The organism is Chryseobacterium sp. D764, assembly GCF_019317325.1.
GTDB lineage: Bacteria > Bacteroidota > Bacteroidia > Flavobacteriales > Weeksellaceae > Chryseobacterium.
Window position 1 is genome coordinate 1,306,668 of the sequence record NZ_CP079219.1, and the last position, 17,514, is coordinate 1,324,181.

17 protein-coding genes are annotated in these 17,514 nt (G+C 35.2%); 6 read left to right on the forward strand and 11 right to left on the reverse strand.

The window, feature by feature from the left end; translation table 11 throughout:
• The first annotated feature begins 157 nt into the window (after positions 1–157).
• Complete coding sequence (locus tag KYG33_RS05900) at positions 158–679, forward strand: TlpA family protein disulfide reductase (protein ID WP_077416619.1); 522 nt, start codon at positions 158–160, stop codon at positions 677–679.
• A 494-nt stretch (positions 680–1,173) separates the two neighbouring features.
• Here the strand turns inward: KYG33_RS05900 and KYG33_RS05905 are convergent, their stop codons facing one another.
• From KYG33_RS05905 to KYG33_RS05915, 3 genes are all read right to left on the reverse strand, one after another.
• Positions 1,174–1,989: a ferritin-like domain-containing protein gene (locus KYG33_RS05905; protein WP_077416617.1), complete on the reverse strand. Its 816-nt coding sequence runs from the start codon at positions 1,987–1,989 to the stop codon at positions 1,174–1,176.
• 24 nt (positions 1,990–2,013) lie between these two features.
• The gene (locus KYG33_RS05910; protein WP_219072839.1) at positions 2,014–2,724 is read right to left on the reverse strand and encodes a ferritin-like domain-containing protein; all 711 of its coding nucleotides are present in this window, start codon (positions 2,722–2,724) and stop codon (positions 2,014–2,016) included.
• A 78-nt stretch (positions 2,725–2,802) separates the two neighbouring features.
• The gene (locus KYG33_RS05915; RefSeq protein ID WP_219072840.1) at positions 2,803–3,372 is read right to left on the reverse strand and encodes a fasciclin domain-containing protein; all 570 of its coding nucleotides are present in this window, start codon (positions 3,370–3,372) and stop codon (positions 2,803–2,805) included.
• Positions 3,373–3,627: 255 nt separating this feature from the next.
• Here KYG33_RS05915 and KYG33_RS05920 point away from each other — a divergent pair, with 255 nt between their 5' ends.
• Together KYG33_RS05920 and KYG33_RS05925 are read left to right on the forward strand one after the other, a co-directional pair.
• Entirely contained in the window at positions 3,628–4,197 is a 570-nt protein-coding gene (locus KYG33_RS05920; protein WP_228408798.1) for an RNA polymerase sigma factor, read from the forward strand.
• Between the two features lies 1 nt (position 4,198).
• A complete protein-coding gene (locus tag KYG33_RS05925) occupies positions 4,199–5,020 on the forward strand; it encodes an anti-sigma factor domain-containing protein (RefSeq protein ID WP_219072841.1) in 822 nt (273 codons plus the stop codon).
• Between the two features lie 12 nt (positions 5,021–5,032).
• Here the strand turns inward: KYG33_RS05925 and KYG33_RS05930 are convergent, their stop codons facing one another.
• Complete coding sequence (locus tag KYG33_RS05930; protein ID WP_180563957.1) at positions 5,033–6,832, reverse strand: hypothetical protein; 1,800 nt, start codon at positions 6,830–6,832, stop codon at positions 5,033–5,035.
• Positions 6,833–7,628: 796 nt separating this feature from the next.
• Here KYG33_RS05930 and KYG33_RS05935 point away from each other — a divergent pair.
• Positions 7,629–8,114 carry a hypothetical protein gene (locus KYG33_RS05935; RefSeq protein WP_077416604.1) on the forward strand — a complete coding sequence of 162 codons (486 nt, stop codon included), beginning with the start codon at positions 7,629–7,631 and terminating at the stop codon, positions 8,112–8,114.
• A 255-nt stretch (positions 8,115–8,369) separates the two neighbouring features.
• Here the strand turns inward: KYG33_RS05935 and KYG33_RS05940 are convergent, their stop codons facing one another.
• From KYG33_RS05940 to KYG33_RS05970, 7 genes are all read right to left on the reverse strand, one after another.
• A complete protein-coding gene (locus tag KYG33_RS05940; protein WP_180563958.1) occupies positions 8,370–9,353 on the reverse strand; it encodes a terpene synthase family protein in 984 nt (327 codons plus the stop codon).
• Positions 9,354–9,387: 34 nt separating this feature from the next.
• Entirely contained in the window at positions 9,388–10,305 is a 918-nt protein-coding gene (locus KYG33_RS05945) for a terpene synthase family protein (RefSeq protein ID WP_219072842.1), read from the reverse strand.
• Between the two features lie 316 nt (positions 10,306–10,621).
• Positions 10,622–10,855, reverse strand: a complete 234-nt coding sequence (locus KYG33_RS05950; RefSeq protein ID WP_219072843.1) for a hypothetical protein — start codon at positions 10,853–10,855, stop codon at positions 10,622–10,624.
• Between the two features lie 38 nt (positions 10,856–10,893).
• Positions 10,894–11,910 (reverse strand): terpene synthase family protein, encoded by a 1,017-nt coding sequence (locus tag KYG33_RS05955; protein ID WP_077416596.1) that lies wholly within the window; start codon positions 11,908–11,910, stop codon positions 10,894–10,896.
• A 100-nt stretch (positions 11,911–12,010) separates the two neighbouring features.
• Positions 12,011–13,024 (reverse strand): terpene synthase family protein, encoded by a 1,014-nt coding sequence (locus tag KYG33_RS05960; RefSeq protein ID WP_149386117.1) that lies wholly within the window; start codon positions 13,022–13,024, stop codon positions 12,011–12,013.
• Between the two features lie 362 nt (positions 13,025–13,386).
• Positions 13,387–15,096, reverse strand: a complete 1,710-nt coding sequence (locus KYG33_RS05965) for a hypothetical protein (protein ID WP_219072844.1) — start codon at positions 15,094–15,096, stop codon at positions 13,387–13,389.
• A gap of 7 nt (positions 15,097–15,103) precedes the next feature.
• Positions 15,104–15,580: a DUF5675 family protein gene (locus tag KYG33_RS05970; protein ID WP_139348522.1), complete on the reverse strand. Its 477-nt coding sequence runs from the start codon at positions 15,578–15,580 to the stop codon at positions 15,104–15,106.
• 498 nt (positions 15,581–16,078) lie between these two features.
• Here KYG33_RS05970 and KYG33_RS05975 point away from each other — a divergent pair, with 498 nt between their 5' ends.
• Together KYG33_RS05975 and KYG33_RS05980 are read left to right on the forward strand one after the other, a co-directional pair.
• Complete coding sequence (locus KYG33_RS05975) at positions 16,079–16,255, forward strand: bacteriocin-like protein (protein ID WP_175627242.1); 177 nt, start codon at positions 16,079–16,081, stop codon at positions 16,253–16,255.
• Positions 16,256–16,676: 421 nt separating this feature from the next.
• Entirely contained in the window at positions 16,677–17,507 is an 831-nt protein-coding gene (locus KYG33_RS05980; protein WP_077416586.1) for a helix-turn-helix domain-containing protein, read from the forward strand.
• Positions 17,508–17,514 lie beyond the last annotated feature (7 nt).

A 17,514-nucleotide genomic window follows, 5' to 3' on the forward strand; every position in this document is an offset into this window, starting at 1 on the left:
AATAGATATAATCTACTTTATTATTAAAAAAATAAGAATTATAAAATGATAATAAGATCTGGCTTCTGACAATTTAATTTGCTATTCCTGTAGTTTAATATCTACAGTTTTGAACATTTATCAGATTGAAGAATTACTTAATTTTGCAAAAAAACAAATGCTAAAAAAAATAATATTAATTATAATTATTCCAGCAGCAGCCATTTTTCTGGGATTAAAATTCATCAAAATAAGTACTGTTGATCCTCCTATAATCAATCAGCTTAAAACAAAATTCTCCGGAAATATTGAAGATAGTCCTTTTCAAAAAGAATATCTGAATAAAGATGGACTCGTTGTGGTAAATGTTTGGGCTCCGTGGTGTAAACCTTGCATTCAGGAAATTCCTACTTTCAAAAAAATAAGTAAAGAGAACCCAAACATAAAGTTTGTTTTTCTATCTATTGATGAAGATGCTGAAAAATTAAAAACTTTTCTTGCTAATAATACAATCAACGATATTACGCTTCAGAATATTGAATACATTGAAGCCATCAAAACCTTTTTAGGAGGAAATGGTCTGTTGGGATATAGTTCCATCCCATTAACTTTTATCATAAAAGATGGAAAAGTAATTGATAAAAATGTAGGCAGTATAGATTACAATGAGTTTACTACTCACTTGAAAACACTACAATAGAATCTATCATTTAATCATAAGAATAACATTCAAATTAACTGATCCGCTGAAAAACTGAGGGTTACGGATGTTGAGCAGCGGTTATATAAGATAGGCGTACAGCTTATCTTTTTTAAGATCTATCTACAATTAAAAATATTTTATTTTTTTGAGATGATTTCGGGCAGCAAACATTGAGACATTCTATACTTTTTTAAAAAAAACAGAAAAAATAATTCAAAATAATGGGACTTTGAATCTTTTTTCAATACATTTGTGGCTTGATTATCTCATTAATTTGAGTTTCATGGTTATTAGTTTTTATCCCCAGCATTACTGGGGATTTTTTATTTCAACCAATACCTGCCCAATTCTGCTCCATCAGCACTTCAAAAGTTTATTAAAGAAAGGAGGGAAGTAAATTCCATGGACCCATACAATTTGACAGAATATAAAAAATCCATTTCCGGAAAATTCCGGAAATGGACACCACTTTATCATCATCCAAATCACAACTAAACTATGAACAAGGAAGCAATAGTCTGTGCATCGCTGCCACTTAATATTTCATCGTAAGCTGCAGAACCTGCTGCCGCTCCAAATAAAGTTCCTGTATTATAGCCCGCCTGGTTTACATTGTCTTCTCCGGCATACACAGGATTGGTTGCGGACGGCATATTTCCCCCGTCAGCAAGCTCAATCCATCCTTTATTAGCTCTCATTCTTCTTACCTGTGAAGCATGTCTGGCTTCAACAGAGTGAATCTGTAATGCAGCCTGAAGCACAACTTTATTGGACATTACGTTTCCCGCCTGTCCTTTATAAGCTCTTACTCCGGTATCTTCAAAAGCCTGGGCGAGAATAAGAAACTGATTATAATCTGTAAAAGGCGAAAAATTTCCGCTGGCTGTAAAGTCAAAGGTTGGTTTATTTCCCGGTGTTGTTCCAAGAGAAGTGAGTGTACTTTTCAGAAAGCTGACATGGGCTGATTCATGTTTTGAAATCTGCATAAAAACAGTTCTGTCTCCAGTGGGAATCAATCCTGGTGTGGATAATCCTATACTGTAATATTCATTTTCAAGATATTCCAGAGCCAATGCCAGTTGTAAGGCATCCGTCAGGGTACTTTTTAAAGCATAGCCTGTTAAATTTGTTTTTGTAGTTTCCGCTTTGGCGGAGGCAGCCATCAGCGTTCCTAATCCAAGCGGTACTGCAGCTGTAGCTGCTTTTTTTCCGAATAAAGACATATTCGTAATCGTTTCCAGTCTTGAAGCTTCCTTTGTGAAAAATTGATCATAAGAAAGCTTATCCAGTAATTTAAGAATATTCATAATGTAATTTTTAAAGGTGAATGATTAGTTAATGCCTCTTTCTTTCCAGGTAAAAGGTGTTTTGATAAACGCTCCTGCAGCCATTACGATATCTTTGGGCTCTTTTGCAAGATCAAGTCCGTTCGCATCTATCACATCATCTCCCGAAAAATCAGCAGTTCCCGGATTAATTAAATTTCTGATGGCGGAAGCATGCCTGGCCTCTACCGAAACTATTTTGCCGGCAATCACCAGATAAGCAGGATTGGAAATATATTTCCCTGCCCCGTTGTAGGCTGCTACTCCTGTATCTTCCAAAGCTTTTGCTGTGGCTAATACGGAATTACGATCATTAAAATTCACATTCGGATACTGGAATTCCAGTTTGGGTAGCACATGGTCTGTAGCACCGCTGATGGCTGCTTTAAAGAAATCCCGGTGAATCACTTCATGATGATAAAGGTCTGTGAAAACTTCTTTCTCAATACTTGAAATTCCCGTATAAAAATTATTCACCACTTTCGTATAAAAATCTGCTTCCAGCTGCTCGAGTGCATAGGCATAGTTTAATATGCCCACATCTCCTGTCCCCAGATCATATTTAGGTTCATCTATGATCTGAAAATCATCATTGTCATCACATCCTATGAAGGTAAGACCTGCGATGGCTAATCCTACTCCACTTAATTTTAAAAAGTTTCTTCTGCTTGTATCAAGGGTAACTCCCTGATTAGAAACCTGAATTGTTTTTTTCATGCTATTATTTTTTTAGTGTTCGGATATATAAAAAAGAAAAACAGCATATTCCGGTATGCTGTTTTATATCTTACATTATTAAGGCATTAGAACCGTATCAATTACATGGATCACCCCGTTAGACTGGTTCACATCTGCGATAGTCACTTTGGCACTGTTTCCTTTTGCATCCTTTATGTAAAGGTCTTTCCCTTTAGTCCAGAATGTAAGATCTTCTCCCTGTACAGTTTTCATCATACTTTTTCCATTTCCTGCTTTCACAGCAGCCCAGATTTCTTTTGTGCTGTATTTTCCAGAAAGAACATGATAGGTTAAGATACTTGCAAGCATCGCTTTATTTTCAGGCTTTACAAGACTTTCTACCGTTCCTTTCGGAAGTTTTGCAAACGCAGCATCTGTGGGAGCCAGTACGGTAAAAGGCCCTGCGCTCTGTAATGTTTCTACCAAACCGGCAGCTTTCACTGCAGCAACAAGGGTTTTGTGATCTTTGGAATTGACTGCGTTTTCAATAATATTTTTGGAGGGATACATAGGGGCTCCTCCTACCATTACTGTTTTTTCTTTCATCGTTTGTGCTGTTACCTTCCCGCCAAAAGCAAATGATAAAACGACCATTGCTAAAACTGTGATTTTTGACTGTGTGTTCATTGCGTTGATTTTTAATTAATTATATTTAATTGTGCTTTTAATGTCATTTACGAGGTCGGTTTCATTTCAGATTGAAAAAAAATGAAATTTATTACAACACATTGATTTACAATAATTTATTTTTTATTAAAAAAAAGAAACAATCTTGAAAATGTAATCTCTCACATTAAATATTTTTCAATAATTTTCAAAAAATCATGTACGAAATAAAAGACGAATTGGATTTTATTGACTATATGTTTTATTTTATTACATTTGAATAGAAAAATAAAAGCTATTAAAACAACCTATTCGGAAGAAGAACTTATCGTTTTATTAAAAGAAAAAAACGAAACTGGTTTTCATTATCTGTATGACCACTATTCTGGTGCGCTGTACGGAATCATTCTCCGGATCGTTCAATCTAAAGAATATACTGAGGAAGTAATTCAGGATGTTTTTGTTAAAATATGGAACTCTATCCATCAGTATGACGCCTCCAAAGGGAGGTTTTATACCTGGATGATCAATATTGCAAGAAATACGGCTATTGATTATTTAAAGTCTAAAGGATTCCAGAATGAGCTTAAAAACCAACCACTTCCGGATTTCGTATATAATACTACAGAGCTTTCAACGGTCAACAATTCATCTGATTATATCGGGTTTAACAATGTGCTGGAAGGGCTGGAAACAGACAAGCAGGAACTCATAAATCTTGCTTATTATCAGGGATACACTCAACATGAAATATCCGAAAAGCTGAAGATACCGCTGGGAACAGTGAAAACGAAAATGCGTAATGCACTGATGAAATTAAAAGATTTGCTAAAAGATTATCAATAAATTGAACACAAAAGAATACATATCATCCGGAATTATAGAATCTTATATTCTTGGCCATACTTCTCCTGAGGAAGCAGGGATTTTGGAGTGTGTGATGAAAAATAATGCTGAAGTAAAGGCTGCTTTTGAAGAAGCCCAAAAAACTTTGGAACATCTTGCTACCGCTCAGGCTGTAACACCTCCAAGTGATTTGAAATCTAAAATCTGGAATAAAATTCAGCAGGAACAAACTGTTGAAGAAGTAACACCTGTTCTTTCAACAGATATTCCTGAGACAAAAGATCATAAAGAAATTCCGGAAAGAGTAAATATTCAGGGAAATACCCGCTGGAAAACCTATGCAATAGCAGCTTCTGCATTGTTCCTGATAAGTGTTGCCGGCAATTTATTCTGGATGAGCAGCCAATCCTCCCATAAAAAGGAAATCGCTTTGCTGTCTGCAGAAAAACAAGCTCAGGATCTGGCAATGAAAAAAATGAACCGTAAGATTGATATGTTCTCCAATCCTGATATGCAGATGGTCATGCTGAAAGGGGTAGAAAAACATACGGATTCCAAAGCAATGGTTTTCTGGGATAAAAAAACAAAAGAAGTCTATCTGAATGCGGAAAAACTGCCTAAAGCTCCTACTGGAATGCAATATCAGCTTTGGGCCATCGAAGACGGACAACCTGTGAGTGCAGGAATGTACACCGAAGATAAAGACAGCAACATTGCACTGGCCAATATTTCCAATGCTCAGGCTTTTGCCATTACGCTCGAAAAAGAAGGCGGAAGTAAAGTGCCTACCATGGAGAATATGTTTGTAATGGGTGAAATTTAAAACACTCCTTTATCAATTCCCAAAGTTCACAAAATGAGGAACATCTGTTGCAAAATTATTCATTGGTAAAAGATTATTTCTATTGCTGTTAAAATCAAAAACAGAGTTGTTATCAAACGGAACCCGCGGATAATACATGAAAGAAATCTGAATCCTGTTGAACACCAGATACGGATTATTAATTAAAACACCTATTCCGATTTTTGCATTAGCTTTGGTTTTCAATAGTTTATCATCAGGCATTCCCAGCCAGCCAACCGCGGTAGTTAAATAAGGACTGAAATGGAAATTCTTCCAGGTTTTGTTAATAAACAACTGGAGCTGATATCTTAAAACCAGTTTTTTAGTTCCGATATAATCTGAATTGTAAACAGGAAATTCATCTGCAGAAGAAAGGTTTATCCTGTCCTTGTATGAGTAATTATGCTGTGGATTTCCAAGGGCTAACGTTGGAGAAAAGAAATGTCTTGCTTTGGCAAATTTCCAATCCATAAGATTCGTAAAATAAGTTCCGTCTACACGGAAAGACTCCCTATTCTGACTGTCTTCATTAAAAAAACGTCCAAACTGAGCTTTGACAGTGAAATATCCTACCTTTATAAAACTACCGTAAGAAGCAGAAATTCCCACATAAGGGTTCACTTCTTTATTTCTTGATAAGCCTCCCGCAATAATGTTCACCGAATTACCGTACGCAACATCTTCCGGCAAATCATATTGAAAAATATTTCTCTGAACCGAAAAGTTTCTGTGGATAAACCCAACAGACATCAGAAAACTGTTGTATGAGCTAAAGTATTTATACTGGTCTATTCCCGGACTGTCTTTATACTGGTAATTCTGAAATCGTCCTATTATTGCAATATTGCTGGATACTTTTTCGTTTGGATCTGATGAAACGGGAATCTGATAACCACCCCATAAATCCTGGCTGTACACTTTGATCTGAACTTCCGGAAAAGCCGTATCGGTTTCTGTAGGAAGCAAAACATTCCTCTTAAAATATTCAAATGTAAAACCACCCGCCCATTTCGTCAAAGGCGAGAAAAAGTCTCTTCTTACATTGAAATTGATTCTTTCGTTTCTCAAAAAATCCCGTTCGCCAAGAAGCTGGGCATTGATATAAGTGCCTAAAAGGTTATAGGCTGTATAGCTTCCCAAAAGATAATCCTGCTTTTCTTTGGAATCATTTCTGTAAAGGAAATCAAGGGTGTGTCCTAATCCCAATACATTTTCTTCAGTAGCTCCCAGACCGAGTTTACTTCCTGAATAGCTGATCCTGGGTTTCAGACTCCAGGAATCCAGGACTTTTACCACTACATCAATAGAATCTTTACTGGATGTACTGTCGGAAACACTGATATTCACTCTGTTCACAAATGGCATTGCTCTGAGCAAACGCTCAGATTCATAGAGTTTCTGGGCGTTGTATTCTTCACCTTCTTCAAAAAGCAGATAATTATTTACGGTGGAGTTTTTTGTATTGGCATGAAGATGATCTGCCACCCAATCATACCATCTGGATCTTTCTTTAGTGTCCCTGGAACCATATCCAAATGGATCAATAGTCTCTATCCTGATTTTTCTGATGTATTTTTTGTTATAAGCCTCCTGCGACAGTTTTTCAGTCCTGGACTTAACGGAAGTTGAATCCGGCTCTCTACGAAATATAAAGCGGTGAATAAATTTGGTAACTTTTCTCTTATCTGAAAATTCTTCTATTTTGTAATACAGCGAATCTTTCTTCTCCTGTGCATTTAAAAAGAAAAAACCACCTAAAAAGAAAATTAAAATTGCAATCGTTCTAGTCATTAGTCATCAAAATTCAATACAGTTTGTAGTATCAATTTATACGCCAACAGGCTTTAAAATGGACAAGAATTAGAAAATTTTCCACTTAAAGTTTTCATGTTTTATATTTTTATTTTTTAAATAATATAACGGTCAAAGAATGACCGCTTCTTCTTGTAACATCCTAAAAACAAATTGTTATGATAATTGAGATTTTAGAATATACATTATTTTCAGTCTTTATTAGATGAAACCTGACAATACTATCAAATTCAGAGTAAAAGAAAACAACAGTAAAATAATCAGTTCTTTCGAAAAACGGCTCTCTTTTTTAAAAATATAATTGATCCAGAATGATAATCCTAGAAACACTAATCCTACTGTTGTAAAAACAACAGTTCTCGTGATAAGAGCTGGAATAAATTCATTTTCTCTTATCTGATCCCAATTTTCTTTTGATCCTGTCCAAAATCGTGATATTCCTATTAAACTTAGAAAACCAATTGTATAAACTATAGTTTTCAACAATAAATAGATATTATTTTTATTTGTATACTCCATTCTTACATCATCGTAATAGTTTAGATTATAAAAAGGTTCCTTCTACAGCGTACAAAAGAAATATACCTTTAAAATAATCACTAATAGGTGCCAGAACACAAATATAACGAAAAGCCCTCTCTAAGAGAAGGCTAAAGCCCAGATGTTTTATTTGTGTCCAGCATGTCAACTGAAAAGCTAACTTAAATCATAAAAGCAAGAGTATTTCAATACATTTTTTTTTGTTATTTTTACTCATTATAAATAAAAATAAGACATGAGAAAAATCGTACTCTCGGGAATCGCAGTTATAGGAGGGTTTCTAGCAGCAAATGCACAGTGTAAACCTGTATCTACTCTTGCAGAAAATTTTGATACCTGGAAAGATATCAATAAATGCTGGACTGCTCAACCAGGGAAAGCTATGCTGTATGCCAGTGATAAAAGAATTATTTTTTATTCAATGAGCAACCCAGGAGAAAATATGTATCTGGTAACTCCGGAAATGAAAGCCGGAACTTATACGCTTTCTCTTGACCTTTCGGATAACGGAGGTGAAACAACATTAGAACTTTTCTCTGTAAACAGCCCTTCTGATGCAAAATCTTATGTTTCAATCACTAAGCCTTCAAAGATAACAGGAGAGAAAAAAACATATACCATTTCTTTGAAAAAAGACTCCCATCTGGGACTGAAAGTTTTACTGAATGGGGTACATCAGGCTGTTTATATGGATAATTTTTCTTTAACTCCAAAGAAATAGATCAAGAAACCCGCAATTAAATTTTTATATAATTGTTTTGTTTAAATTTTTGTTTTCCGCTCTACAAAACCTTCAGACTTCATACTAAATAGAGGATACAAAGGTTTATATGAACACAAATAAAAGGCTGTATCCTATATTTGACGATGCAAATATAGGATACAGCTTCTAAAAGTGATTACAGAAGTAAAATTCAAGCCTGTTATTGAATATGGGTGAACAGAATTGATCCTGCTCTCTGTGTTTTCATTAAGATTATTGTGTAATTATCCCATATTCTGGTTTAGGAAACTCACCAGGAGTTTTGTACCTGGTGGAATTGCCTTTATGATACCATGCTCCTAATCCTGAGATCATCAATGCCATATTATGTACAAACCGTACAACATTCTTTTGTTCAAGACCAAAATCAGGCAAATTATTCTGAAGTGCAACAAATTCCTGAACATATGAATCGTGGATATGCATTGCTTCAGTAATAGCTTCTTCCAATGAAACATGATACTGATTCTTTATCACCAATATAATGTTCAGAATTTCTGTATCAATTCCTAGTTCCTTCTCTATTGAAGCAAAATCATTCTGAATCGCCATTATTCTGCACATCAGCATTTTTAACCGTTTTATAATCGGATGTTCAGATATATACCCCGGAACAATATAATTAATGGAAGGTTCTACCGGATCTCCATAGGGGTACATAAAAACCGAATACTCACGGATAAGCAGAAGATTACTAAGAGTTGGAAATTCTCTTTTCAATTTATAGGATGTTTCTTCCATAATTCCATAGGTAGTATAATTATAAAAGTTTTTAGTCCAACGTATCAACCAGTCATTATTAACGTAAGGAATAAATTCCTGCCTGCTTAGAGCCACTTGTTTTATAAGTCCGATATCATCCGCTTTAGGCTGTTCTCCCAGCATGACATCCATTATATGGTCTCTGATATCTGCAAATTGATCAACCGGACACAACTCATAATAATCATCAAACAGAGTCAGCCATACCATAAATCTTGCTATAGGTCTGATCTGCTCTTTGGTGCTAGCCGCCGGAAACATATAAGATGCGGCTTCTACGAGGCCGTGTTTCTTATATTTAGTTCTTGTGGCTTCTGACATAAACTGATAATCCGTATCAATCCAATTATTCTGTTCTTCATAGAATGATTGTGAAAACGGGCCTATTTCATAGGTCCAGGGATATTGTAAAACAGGAACATCTTGCTGTTTCATCTTTAAAATTTAAAATTGTTATATTGAATTAAGCTTATTTTACAGTCTTGGGGGTCAGGTTATCCTCAGGCCAGGCAAAACCAACTCCTCCGTGCTTATACCTATTGGTTTCCAGGTAAAAAGTATTAACTCCCTGCAGTCCAACACCTGCATAATAAACGAATTTGTCTACGTGTTCCTGATATTCACCAAACTCCCGATACTCATTATGTAAGCCATTCAAACTGGCCAGCTCTTCATTATGAATACGTAAAGCTTCTGCACAAGCATCTTCCAAAGAAAGATTATACTCCTGCTGCAAAACAAAAACCAGATTAAAAACCTCTGTTCCTTTCGCCATTTCTTTTGGCAGGGAGTGAAGATCATTTTGCCAGGCAACAACCAGGGTCATATGGGAAATCATCTTTTGCACTACGATATGCTCAAAGATATGTTCCGGCAGGACAAGACCAGATTCAATCTCACCAAAGATCAGATAAGGACGCATTAGAACAGAATATTCTCTAATGGTTTTGTAAAGATTCAGTGATGGCGGGCGGTGGGCTATTTTGTATGGATATTCCAATTCGATTCCATATCTGAAAGACTGATAAAAATAGTATACAAAACGCTCAAACCATAGGTCTGGCATGAAAGCACGAAATTCATCCCGGATCATTGCCATGTGATGATAGAGCGCATTTTCCTCCGGCATGGCTTGAGCACCCCTGAGAATATCTGTACAGCGGATCCGCAGCTCCTGGATCTCTTCAAGGGAAGAATGTTCCACCTGATCATCGAGAGCAACATATTGGAGCATAAACCTATTGCATGGAATAGCCTGCTCATAGGTTAAGTGCGGCCACATACGTGCTGTACACATATGAAGCTCCATCTTTTTATAAATTGTCCGTTGTTTTTCTGTCAAAAAAGTATAGTCATTATCAATCCAGCCATCCATATCTTTCCCCATTTGTTCAGCATGTGGATTTATAAGGTCAGGCCATGGATAGCATCCCCGTGGCAAGTAATCTGTACTATTAAATTGTTCTGGTGTCATCTTTATTTATATTTTAAAATTATTGCAAAGCATATTAGTGTACCCGCCACTCTTTTCTAAACTTTCGGCAGGTTCTTAATACGACGGTAATTGTTCAGTTTTTATTGAAATTGGTTATGTCCTAATGTTTCTTTTAATTCGGAAGCACTTGGAAATTCTGTTTTGTTATAGCGGTCAAGCTTAGTGGATATATTTTTCCAGCCGCTCAATACCATACTCATAATAATCATCAAATAGAGTCAGCTCTTGCTATAAGTAATCTGTCTTTGGTACTAGCCGCCGGAAACAGGTAAGACGCGGCCTCTACGAGGCCGTGTTTCTTATATTTAGTCCTTGTGGCTTCGGACATAAACTGATAATCCGTATCAATCCAACTATCCTGTTCTTCATAGAATGATTGGAAAAACGGGCCTATTTCATAGGTCCAGGGATATTGTAAAACAGGAACATCTTGCTGTTTCATATCATTTAAAATTAGAAGATTAATTATTGAGTTGCACATTAAAAATGCTTAATTTCCACCCTTTCCAGTGTTTCACCTTTTCCGTTGGGTGGTACAGCAAATCCTCCCGGTTCATACCTTTTTGTCCCACTTTGATAGTACCAGTTATTTAATCCACTAATCATTTGCTTTATGTAATAAATAAATTCTTCTGTTTCTTTTTGATATGGGCTGAAATCCGGTAAATGGTTGGATAGCGTTACAAATTCATCTACAAGCTCGTCATGGATTCTCATTCCTTCCCTACAGGCTTCATCAAAAGACATTTTATTATGATACATCAGTAATTTGATAATATTGAACATTTCTGATTCTATCGCAAGTTCTTTTCCGATAGTTGCAAAATCGTTCTGTAAAGCAACAATAATTGACTGCAGCATAATTATGCGCTGGATAACAGTATGATTATAAATAAAATCAGGCAAAGCAAATCCCGTTGTTGGGCAAATCAAATCAACAAATGGAATCATACCTATTGAATTGGCACGAATTAAATGAAATAAAGGAATGGGAGGAATTTCCTTACTGATTTTATAAGGAGATTCTTCCATAATTCCATCAGTAACAAAATTATACTTATATTTTTTAGCCATTCGTTCAAGCCAGAAATCTGGCATTCCAAGTGCTATCCACTCTTTTCTATTGGCTTGCATCTGGCGGAATATTCCTATTTCGCCAGGTTTGGGGTCATCCCCCATCATAACTTCAAAAATCCGGTCTCTAAAACCTGCAATTTCTTTTATGGGTAAAAGTTCAGCATAATCATCAGTTACTGTCATATATATTGCAAAACGTGTAGCATGAAGAATTCTTTCTTTTTCAGCAGCACCGGGTACCATAAAAGGACCTACATCTATCAAACGCATTTTCCTATATCTTGCCATGGATTCTTTTGAAAGAAACTGATAATCCTGGTCATACCAGATAGTTTCTTCTTGGTCTAAAGTTCCTGCAAAAGGACTTCGAAGAGTTTCCCAAGGATACACCGGCTTTGGTACATTAAATTGTTTGTTCATAATATGTTGTTTTAATTTTAATAGAATAAAAATTACATTTTCAATAATCTCGTTTTTTTCAAATTGCAATATGTAATTGGAAATTTTGTCGATTTTGGTATTAAAATTGGCTCAGCCTTTCTTTCAATTCATTTGTCTGAGGAAACTCCATAGCATTATAACGGTCAAGCTTAGTGGATATATTTTTCCAGCCGCTCAATACCATACTCATATAGTGTACCCAATTGACCACAGCCTCGTGCCATATACCAAAGTCTGGAAGTGAAGCCTGCAGGGCTATAAACTCCTTAAGATCTTCATTATGGAGGCGCAGGTCTTCCAGGCAGGCTTCCTCTAACGAGATGCTGTGTTCATTCTGGATTACCTTCACAATATTATAATAGATACTGTCTGTCGCTTCATCTTTTACTACAGATTGAACTTCATTGAAAAAAGTTACCAGATGACAGGCAAGTGCCTGAAGACGGCGGATCACCGGATGATCATGAATTTCCGGCGGCAGGGTGATTCCTGTTTCAACTTCAGTAAGCTGCAGGAAAGGATACAGGCAGATTGAATCTTCCCTTAAGACAATGCATTCTGCCGTTGTAGGAAACATCTTATTCTTTTTGTATTCCTGTTCCTTCTTAAGCCCGCTAAAATACCTACTGATCATCTGTGTGAAACGATACATGGATTCTTTTGGAATAAACTGAAGTAATTCCTGTCTTAACGAAGCAAGCATAGAAGCTAAAGGTATTGTAGACTGAGAAACAGACATTTCACCATTCAATATAGCAATGGATTGAGCATGTACATCATCAATGTCATCAGGCTTACTTTCTTCATACAGATCATCATTGTAAAGTGTCCAGAGCATCAGTCTGCAGATAGGCCGGAAACGTTCAGCAGAAGCGGTAGGAAACCATTGGGCAGCGATGTGGGCCGTTTTGGTTTTTTTGTACTTCTTACGCAGATCAGGATTATTTTGATACAGCCACATGTATTCACCATCAATCCATTGATTTTCGGTGATTTCCTGCAATTGATCCGCATGGGGATTTTTTAAGGTTGGGAACGGATACCTGAACTTTGTACGAAGAAGTTCAAGGGGATTAAAATTTTCATTACTCATGATTATATGTTTTAATGGTTTTTATCTTTTATAGCATAATAGTTTTTTAAACATATTACATTAATTACCAATAAGATACATTCATGAATGAATTAAATGTACAAATTAATTTTATTAAATGATATGGAATTTTACTATATTATTTAATATATTTATCGCACTGAATAACAGCAACTTACACACAATCAACAATAATAACTCAAATTTACATATCAGATTATCAACCCATTAACACTTCAAAAAGAGAGGAATATTTCCAGATCTTAAAATATTCCAACGGGAACAATCCACAAAAAATAACTCCTGCTGAAAAATCTACAGGAGCCATTTTAATGATTCTTGATATATACTGATAGTCCATTCTAATCAATAACCGGAAAAGATCCGAGAGTAAATTGTACGGTTTTTTCCTGATAAATATTGGGATTCATAGCATTGGGTACTACTAAAGTCAAATCAGTTCTCTCGCCGGGCTCATAATTTTTTAAAGCATCTGTAAATGTTTGTGCATCATATACGGAATAAGAACCTACTTTTTTAACCAGAGTACCCGGCAGGATATTATTAAGATGTAAAGCTCCTCCTAAAGTCGTTGGGCCTATTAATACCCCTTTTACATTCTGAAAAACGGTATTATATCCATTAAAAATATTGAGCTGTACATCCCATGGAATAACATCTATAACCCCTACAGAAGCTCTAAACTTTACATCCTCTTTGGCAATGACAGGCTGAGTAACTGCATGCTGTACCGATATTGTTTTTGTATGGCTGTAGTCTTCCACCGTCTTAGTCATTTCAGTACTGTTCAGCACCCTTTTAAAGGTGGTGTTACCACGGGCTCCATTATTCCCCCATCTTACTCCATTGGCTATAAATCCTATATAATCTTTTCTGCCAAGAGCGGCTACAGCTGCTTCGATATTAGGAGTTAGGTTAGGATCATTTTTTTGCAATGATTCTGCAAACTGCAAATGTAAATTCTGCAATTTCTCGTTTCCTTCCGCTTTTGCTTTTTCGGCTGCCTGAAAGTGATTTTTAATGGCTTCTTCCCGAGAGATATCAGGAAAGAATTTTTCTTCAAACTGATAAATCATATCATCATCCGCATCATACATTTCGATTCTTGTATTATTAATTTTTTCAGCATCATACTGACTGTCAACCTGCTGATTAAATGAAGACTTCATCGATTTCCTGCTGCTTCCTAAACCGAGAAAGGCCCATCCGCTTGATCTCTGGCTGACACTGCTCTTTTGAGCATCACTTAAAAATTGGTTAACAACTGTACTCCCATCTATATGCGCATTAATATAACTGTTTTTAGAATTCTTAAATTTATAGCTAACCGATATATCACCATTTCCGTTGGCCAGCAGATTCTTAACATATTCCGTAGGATTTTCAATACTTATATTTTTAAAGCTTTTATTTCCAACCAGAGTTCCTGAAATGCGCTTGCTGTAAACAACCTCCCCTCCTGCTTCCACAATGAATTCTACCTCAGTAGGTGAAATGATCTGGCTTTGAAAATTTGTATTATAATCATTAATCAACTGTTCCTGAGGAGCCAGCATGGTAGTTTCATACTGCTTGGCTAAGGAAAAGAAATGATTGGTCAATCCAGGATTAGTAATCAGGTAAGGTGTTAACACGGGCTGCCCGTTTGTATTTTTTAGAATTGGAGCATAAAAGGCTGCTATTGTCGTGCTTCTTATTGCAGCACAAATCGATGCTTTCTGGCTTTCATTGGGTAATGCCAGCTCTTGAGTTACCGGAATAATCAACGTCCGGATTTGATCAGAACTCTTGGATGTTTCATTTCCTTTATTGTCTATATATTTAATATTATTGATATCAAACTTAAGAATAGGCAATATAAACACCTTAGCAACAGTACCCTTGGCAACATTTTCATAAAAGCCGTGGGTGTTGTAAAGCGCATATTTCCCTTTACTATCTATAGCTGCATAATTCTCGACTGAAAATTTGTTTGAATTTGGTGTCACTTGCGACCAAATAACTCCGGTATTGGCAAAAAGCAATACCATGATTACATAAAAATTTTTCATGATTAGTTTATTTAAAGGTTACTATAATGTTTTTATCAGGAGTACTGTTAGGATTTGAGGTTCCGTAAAAAGCATCTTTCAATTTACTGTATGCGAGTTTACTATTTCCTACAGTACAGCTTTTAATATCTGTTTCCATTCCCACCAAAACACATCCTTTGATCTGCTTTGTATAGTTTCCCATATGAATTTGTACCCCATCTCTGTCTGGTACGTTTTCAAGCTGTATTCTCCATCCGTCATTTTTATCATATCTCAAAATGCCGTTATAGGATCCGGGAGGAATACAACTGATATTCTTTGTATTATTTTCCCATGGCAGTTCCAACGTATGGCAGATAACTTTTTTATCTGCAATGAGATATCCTAAGGTACAGGCCGCCGATGACAGTTTTCTTTCAATCACTATTTCAAAATTTCTTTGCCCAAAAAGGCTGCCTGAAAAAACAGCGGTTAATACAATTACAAGTAAAGTTGTTTTCATGATTTTATATTTTAAGATTGAGGATAAACCTGTATTAACGATATTGATTGATTTCATAGTAAAATTACATGTAAATCAACTGCCTGTCTATAGCACTTTTGTGTAATATTTCAGCTTCCGGATTTCTTTATACTATGCCGGATAATCCATTTATAATCATAAAATGAAATCAATAAAAATCATTTTTCAAGTAGCATTGAGTAGCTTTTTCAGAGGTTTCTAATAAGGAAGTAGATATTGAGTATTACAATCTAAAAGTTTAGGTATTTTCTATCAATATGAAAAAAATAGGCTGCATTACAATAAAGATTATCAGATTTTCATCCTACGACCATCCATACAGTAAACCCTTAAACGGCTTCACTTACATAAAAAACACCACCACTTATTAACCTCTCCTTTGCATTGAATATCTTATATCTCATTTTTGAACTATAAAATAAGCGGTATCCGAAAAGCTTTATATAAAAGAGTAGGAAAATAAAAACATTTTGTATTATGAAAAATCTAAAAAAACTTTCAAGAAATGAATTAAAAACAGTAACAGGAGCTGGAGCAATTGGCGGCCCATTTCCGTCAGTGTGCATATACACTCATCAATGGTGTGAAAAAGTAAAAAAATGCATCCCAAAAACAATAGATTGTAGTCAAATTGAGATTCCCCAGCCCATTTAAAAATAAAAGTTCAACCAATTTTGCGGCAATCTTTTGGTGCATTTCAGAAAACTATAATAGAATAACTAAATAAAAAAAAATCCTGCAAATCAATGATTTCGCAGGATTTATCTGTTAATATTAAAGTCAGAAATTTCATAATCAATACAATAAATCAGTTTTAATAATGTTAAGATAAGGTATTCAATATACTTAAATGTAATTATAATTTATAAGCGAACTTTAGGGTAAGGAATCTGAAAGAAATCCTGATAACAGCCCGAATTTAATGATATTTTTATACATTTATATAAGTTCAACTCAAGCTTCAAAATAAGTACCCAAATATCCTAACTATGCCACATCGTTTGATATTTAAACTCATTTTAGCTTTATAATGTGCCTTTACATAACAAATTAATCATTTTATTGAAGCTTAACTATGTACGTTATTACAGACCAATTAAAGAATTTAGGATTTAGCATCAACACATTGAATAATATAATACAGAGAAATAATAATAAAAGAAGTTTTAATACACTCGAGTATTTCTGTATTTATATCATTATCGAAGATATCACATTAGAGATAGAAAACATTCCACATTCCGTAAAAGGCGGTCATATAGCATTTGTAGGTCCTCAAAAACAAATTGTATTTGGTGAAACTAAACGAGGTGAGATTTATGTGATTGCATTTTCCTCAAGTTTTTATGAAAGATCTGCAAAAGACAGCATGTTTATCAATTCAAGGCTTTTTTTCAATTATGATTCTGATGTTTTTATAGCACCTTTTGAAAATATTAAGGAAATGAACATTGTTTTTATGGGAAGGATGCACAACTTTCAGCATAAAGATGAAAGTCTATATGTTTCTGCAGCCCATAACGCTATTGAAAGATTAATTCTGGATGCATTTTTACATATCCCGGCAGAAACACTGAAAAAAGACATCAAATTTGATTATCTCCACTATGTCAATAGATTTAAAGTGCTTTTGCAGAGAGACTATAAAAAAGCTAAAAAGGTTTCCCACTATGCTAATGAACTCAATATCACTCCCAGAAAACTAACTGAAATGACCGAGTATGTTCTGGGAAAAACTGCCAAACACATTATTATTGAAAAACTTATTAATGAGTGTAAAAAATCCCTTAGTTTTTCAGGCTACAACATTTCTGAAATTGCTTATGATCTGGGATTCAGTGATGAAGGAAATTTCAGTAATTTTATTAAAAAACATACAGGAAAAAATCCCTCAGAAATGAAATAATGTAAAA

Coding starts and splice junctions, on each gene's coding strand:
- KYG33_RS05900 (WP_077416619.1), top strand. CDS start 158: ATGCTAAAAAAAATAATATTAATTATAATTATTCCAGCAGCAGCCATT.
- KYG33_RS05905 (WP_077416617.1), bottom strand. CDS start 1,989: ATGAATATTCTTAAATTACTGGATAAGCTTTCTTATGATCAATTTTTC.
- KYG33_RS05910 (WP_219072839.1), bottom strand. CDS start 2,724: ATGAAAAAAACAATTCAGGTTTCTAATCAGGGAGTTACCCTTGATACA.
- KYG33_RS05915 (WP_219072840.1), bottom strand. CDS start 3,372: ATGAACACACAGTCAAAAATCACAGTTTTAGCAATGGTCGTTTTATCA.
- KYG33_RS05930 (WP_180563957.1), bottom strand. CDS start 6,832: ATGACTAGAACGATTGCAATTTTAATTTTCTTTTTAGGTGGTTTTTTC.
- KYG33_RS05935 (WP_077416604.1), top strand. CDS start 7,629: ATGAGAAAAATCGTACTCTCGGGAATCGCAGTTATAGGAGGGTTTCTA.
- KYG33_RS05940 (WP_180563958.1), bottom strand. CDS start 9,353: ATGAAACAGCAAGATGTTCCTGTTTTACAATATCCCTGGACCTATGAA.
- KYG33_RS05945 (WP_219072842.1), bottom strand. CDS start 10,305: ATGGGGAAAGATATGGATGGCTGGATTGATAATGACTATACTTTTTTG.
- KYG33_RS05950 (WP_219072843.1), bottom strand. CDS start 10,855: ATGAAACAGCAAGATGTTCCTGTTTTACAATATCCCTGGACCTATGAA.
- KYG33_RS05955 (WP_077416596.1), bottom strand. CDS start 11,910: ATGAACAAACAATTTAATGTACCAAAGCCGGTGTATCCTTGGGAAACT.
- KYG33_RS05960 (WP_149386117.1), bottom strand. CDS start 13,024: ATGAGTAATGAAAATTTTAATCCCCTTGAACTTCTTCGTACAAAGTTC.
- KYG33_RS05965 (WP_219072844.1), bottom strand. CDS start 15,096: ATGAAAAATTTTTATGTAATCATGGTATTGCTTTTTGCCAATACCGGA.
- KYG33_RS05970 (WP_139348522.1), bottom strand. CDS start 15,580: ATGAAAACAACTTTACTTGTAATTGTATTAACCGCTGTTTTTTCAGGC.
- KYG33_RS05975 (WP_175627242.1), top strand. CDS start 16,079: ATGAAAAATCTAAAAAAACTTTCAAGAAATGAATTAAAAACAGTAACA.
- KYG33_RS05980 (WP_077416586.1), top strand. CDS start 16,677: ATGTACGTTATTACAGACCAATTAAAGAATTTAGGATTTAGCATCAAC.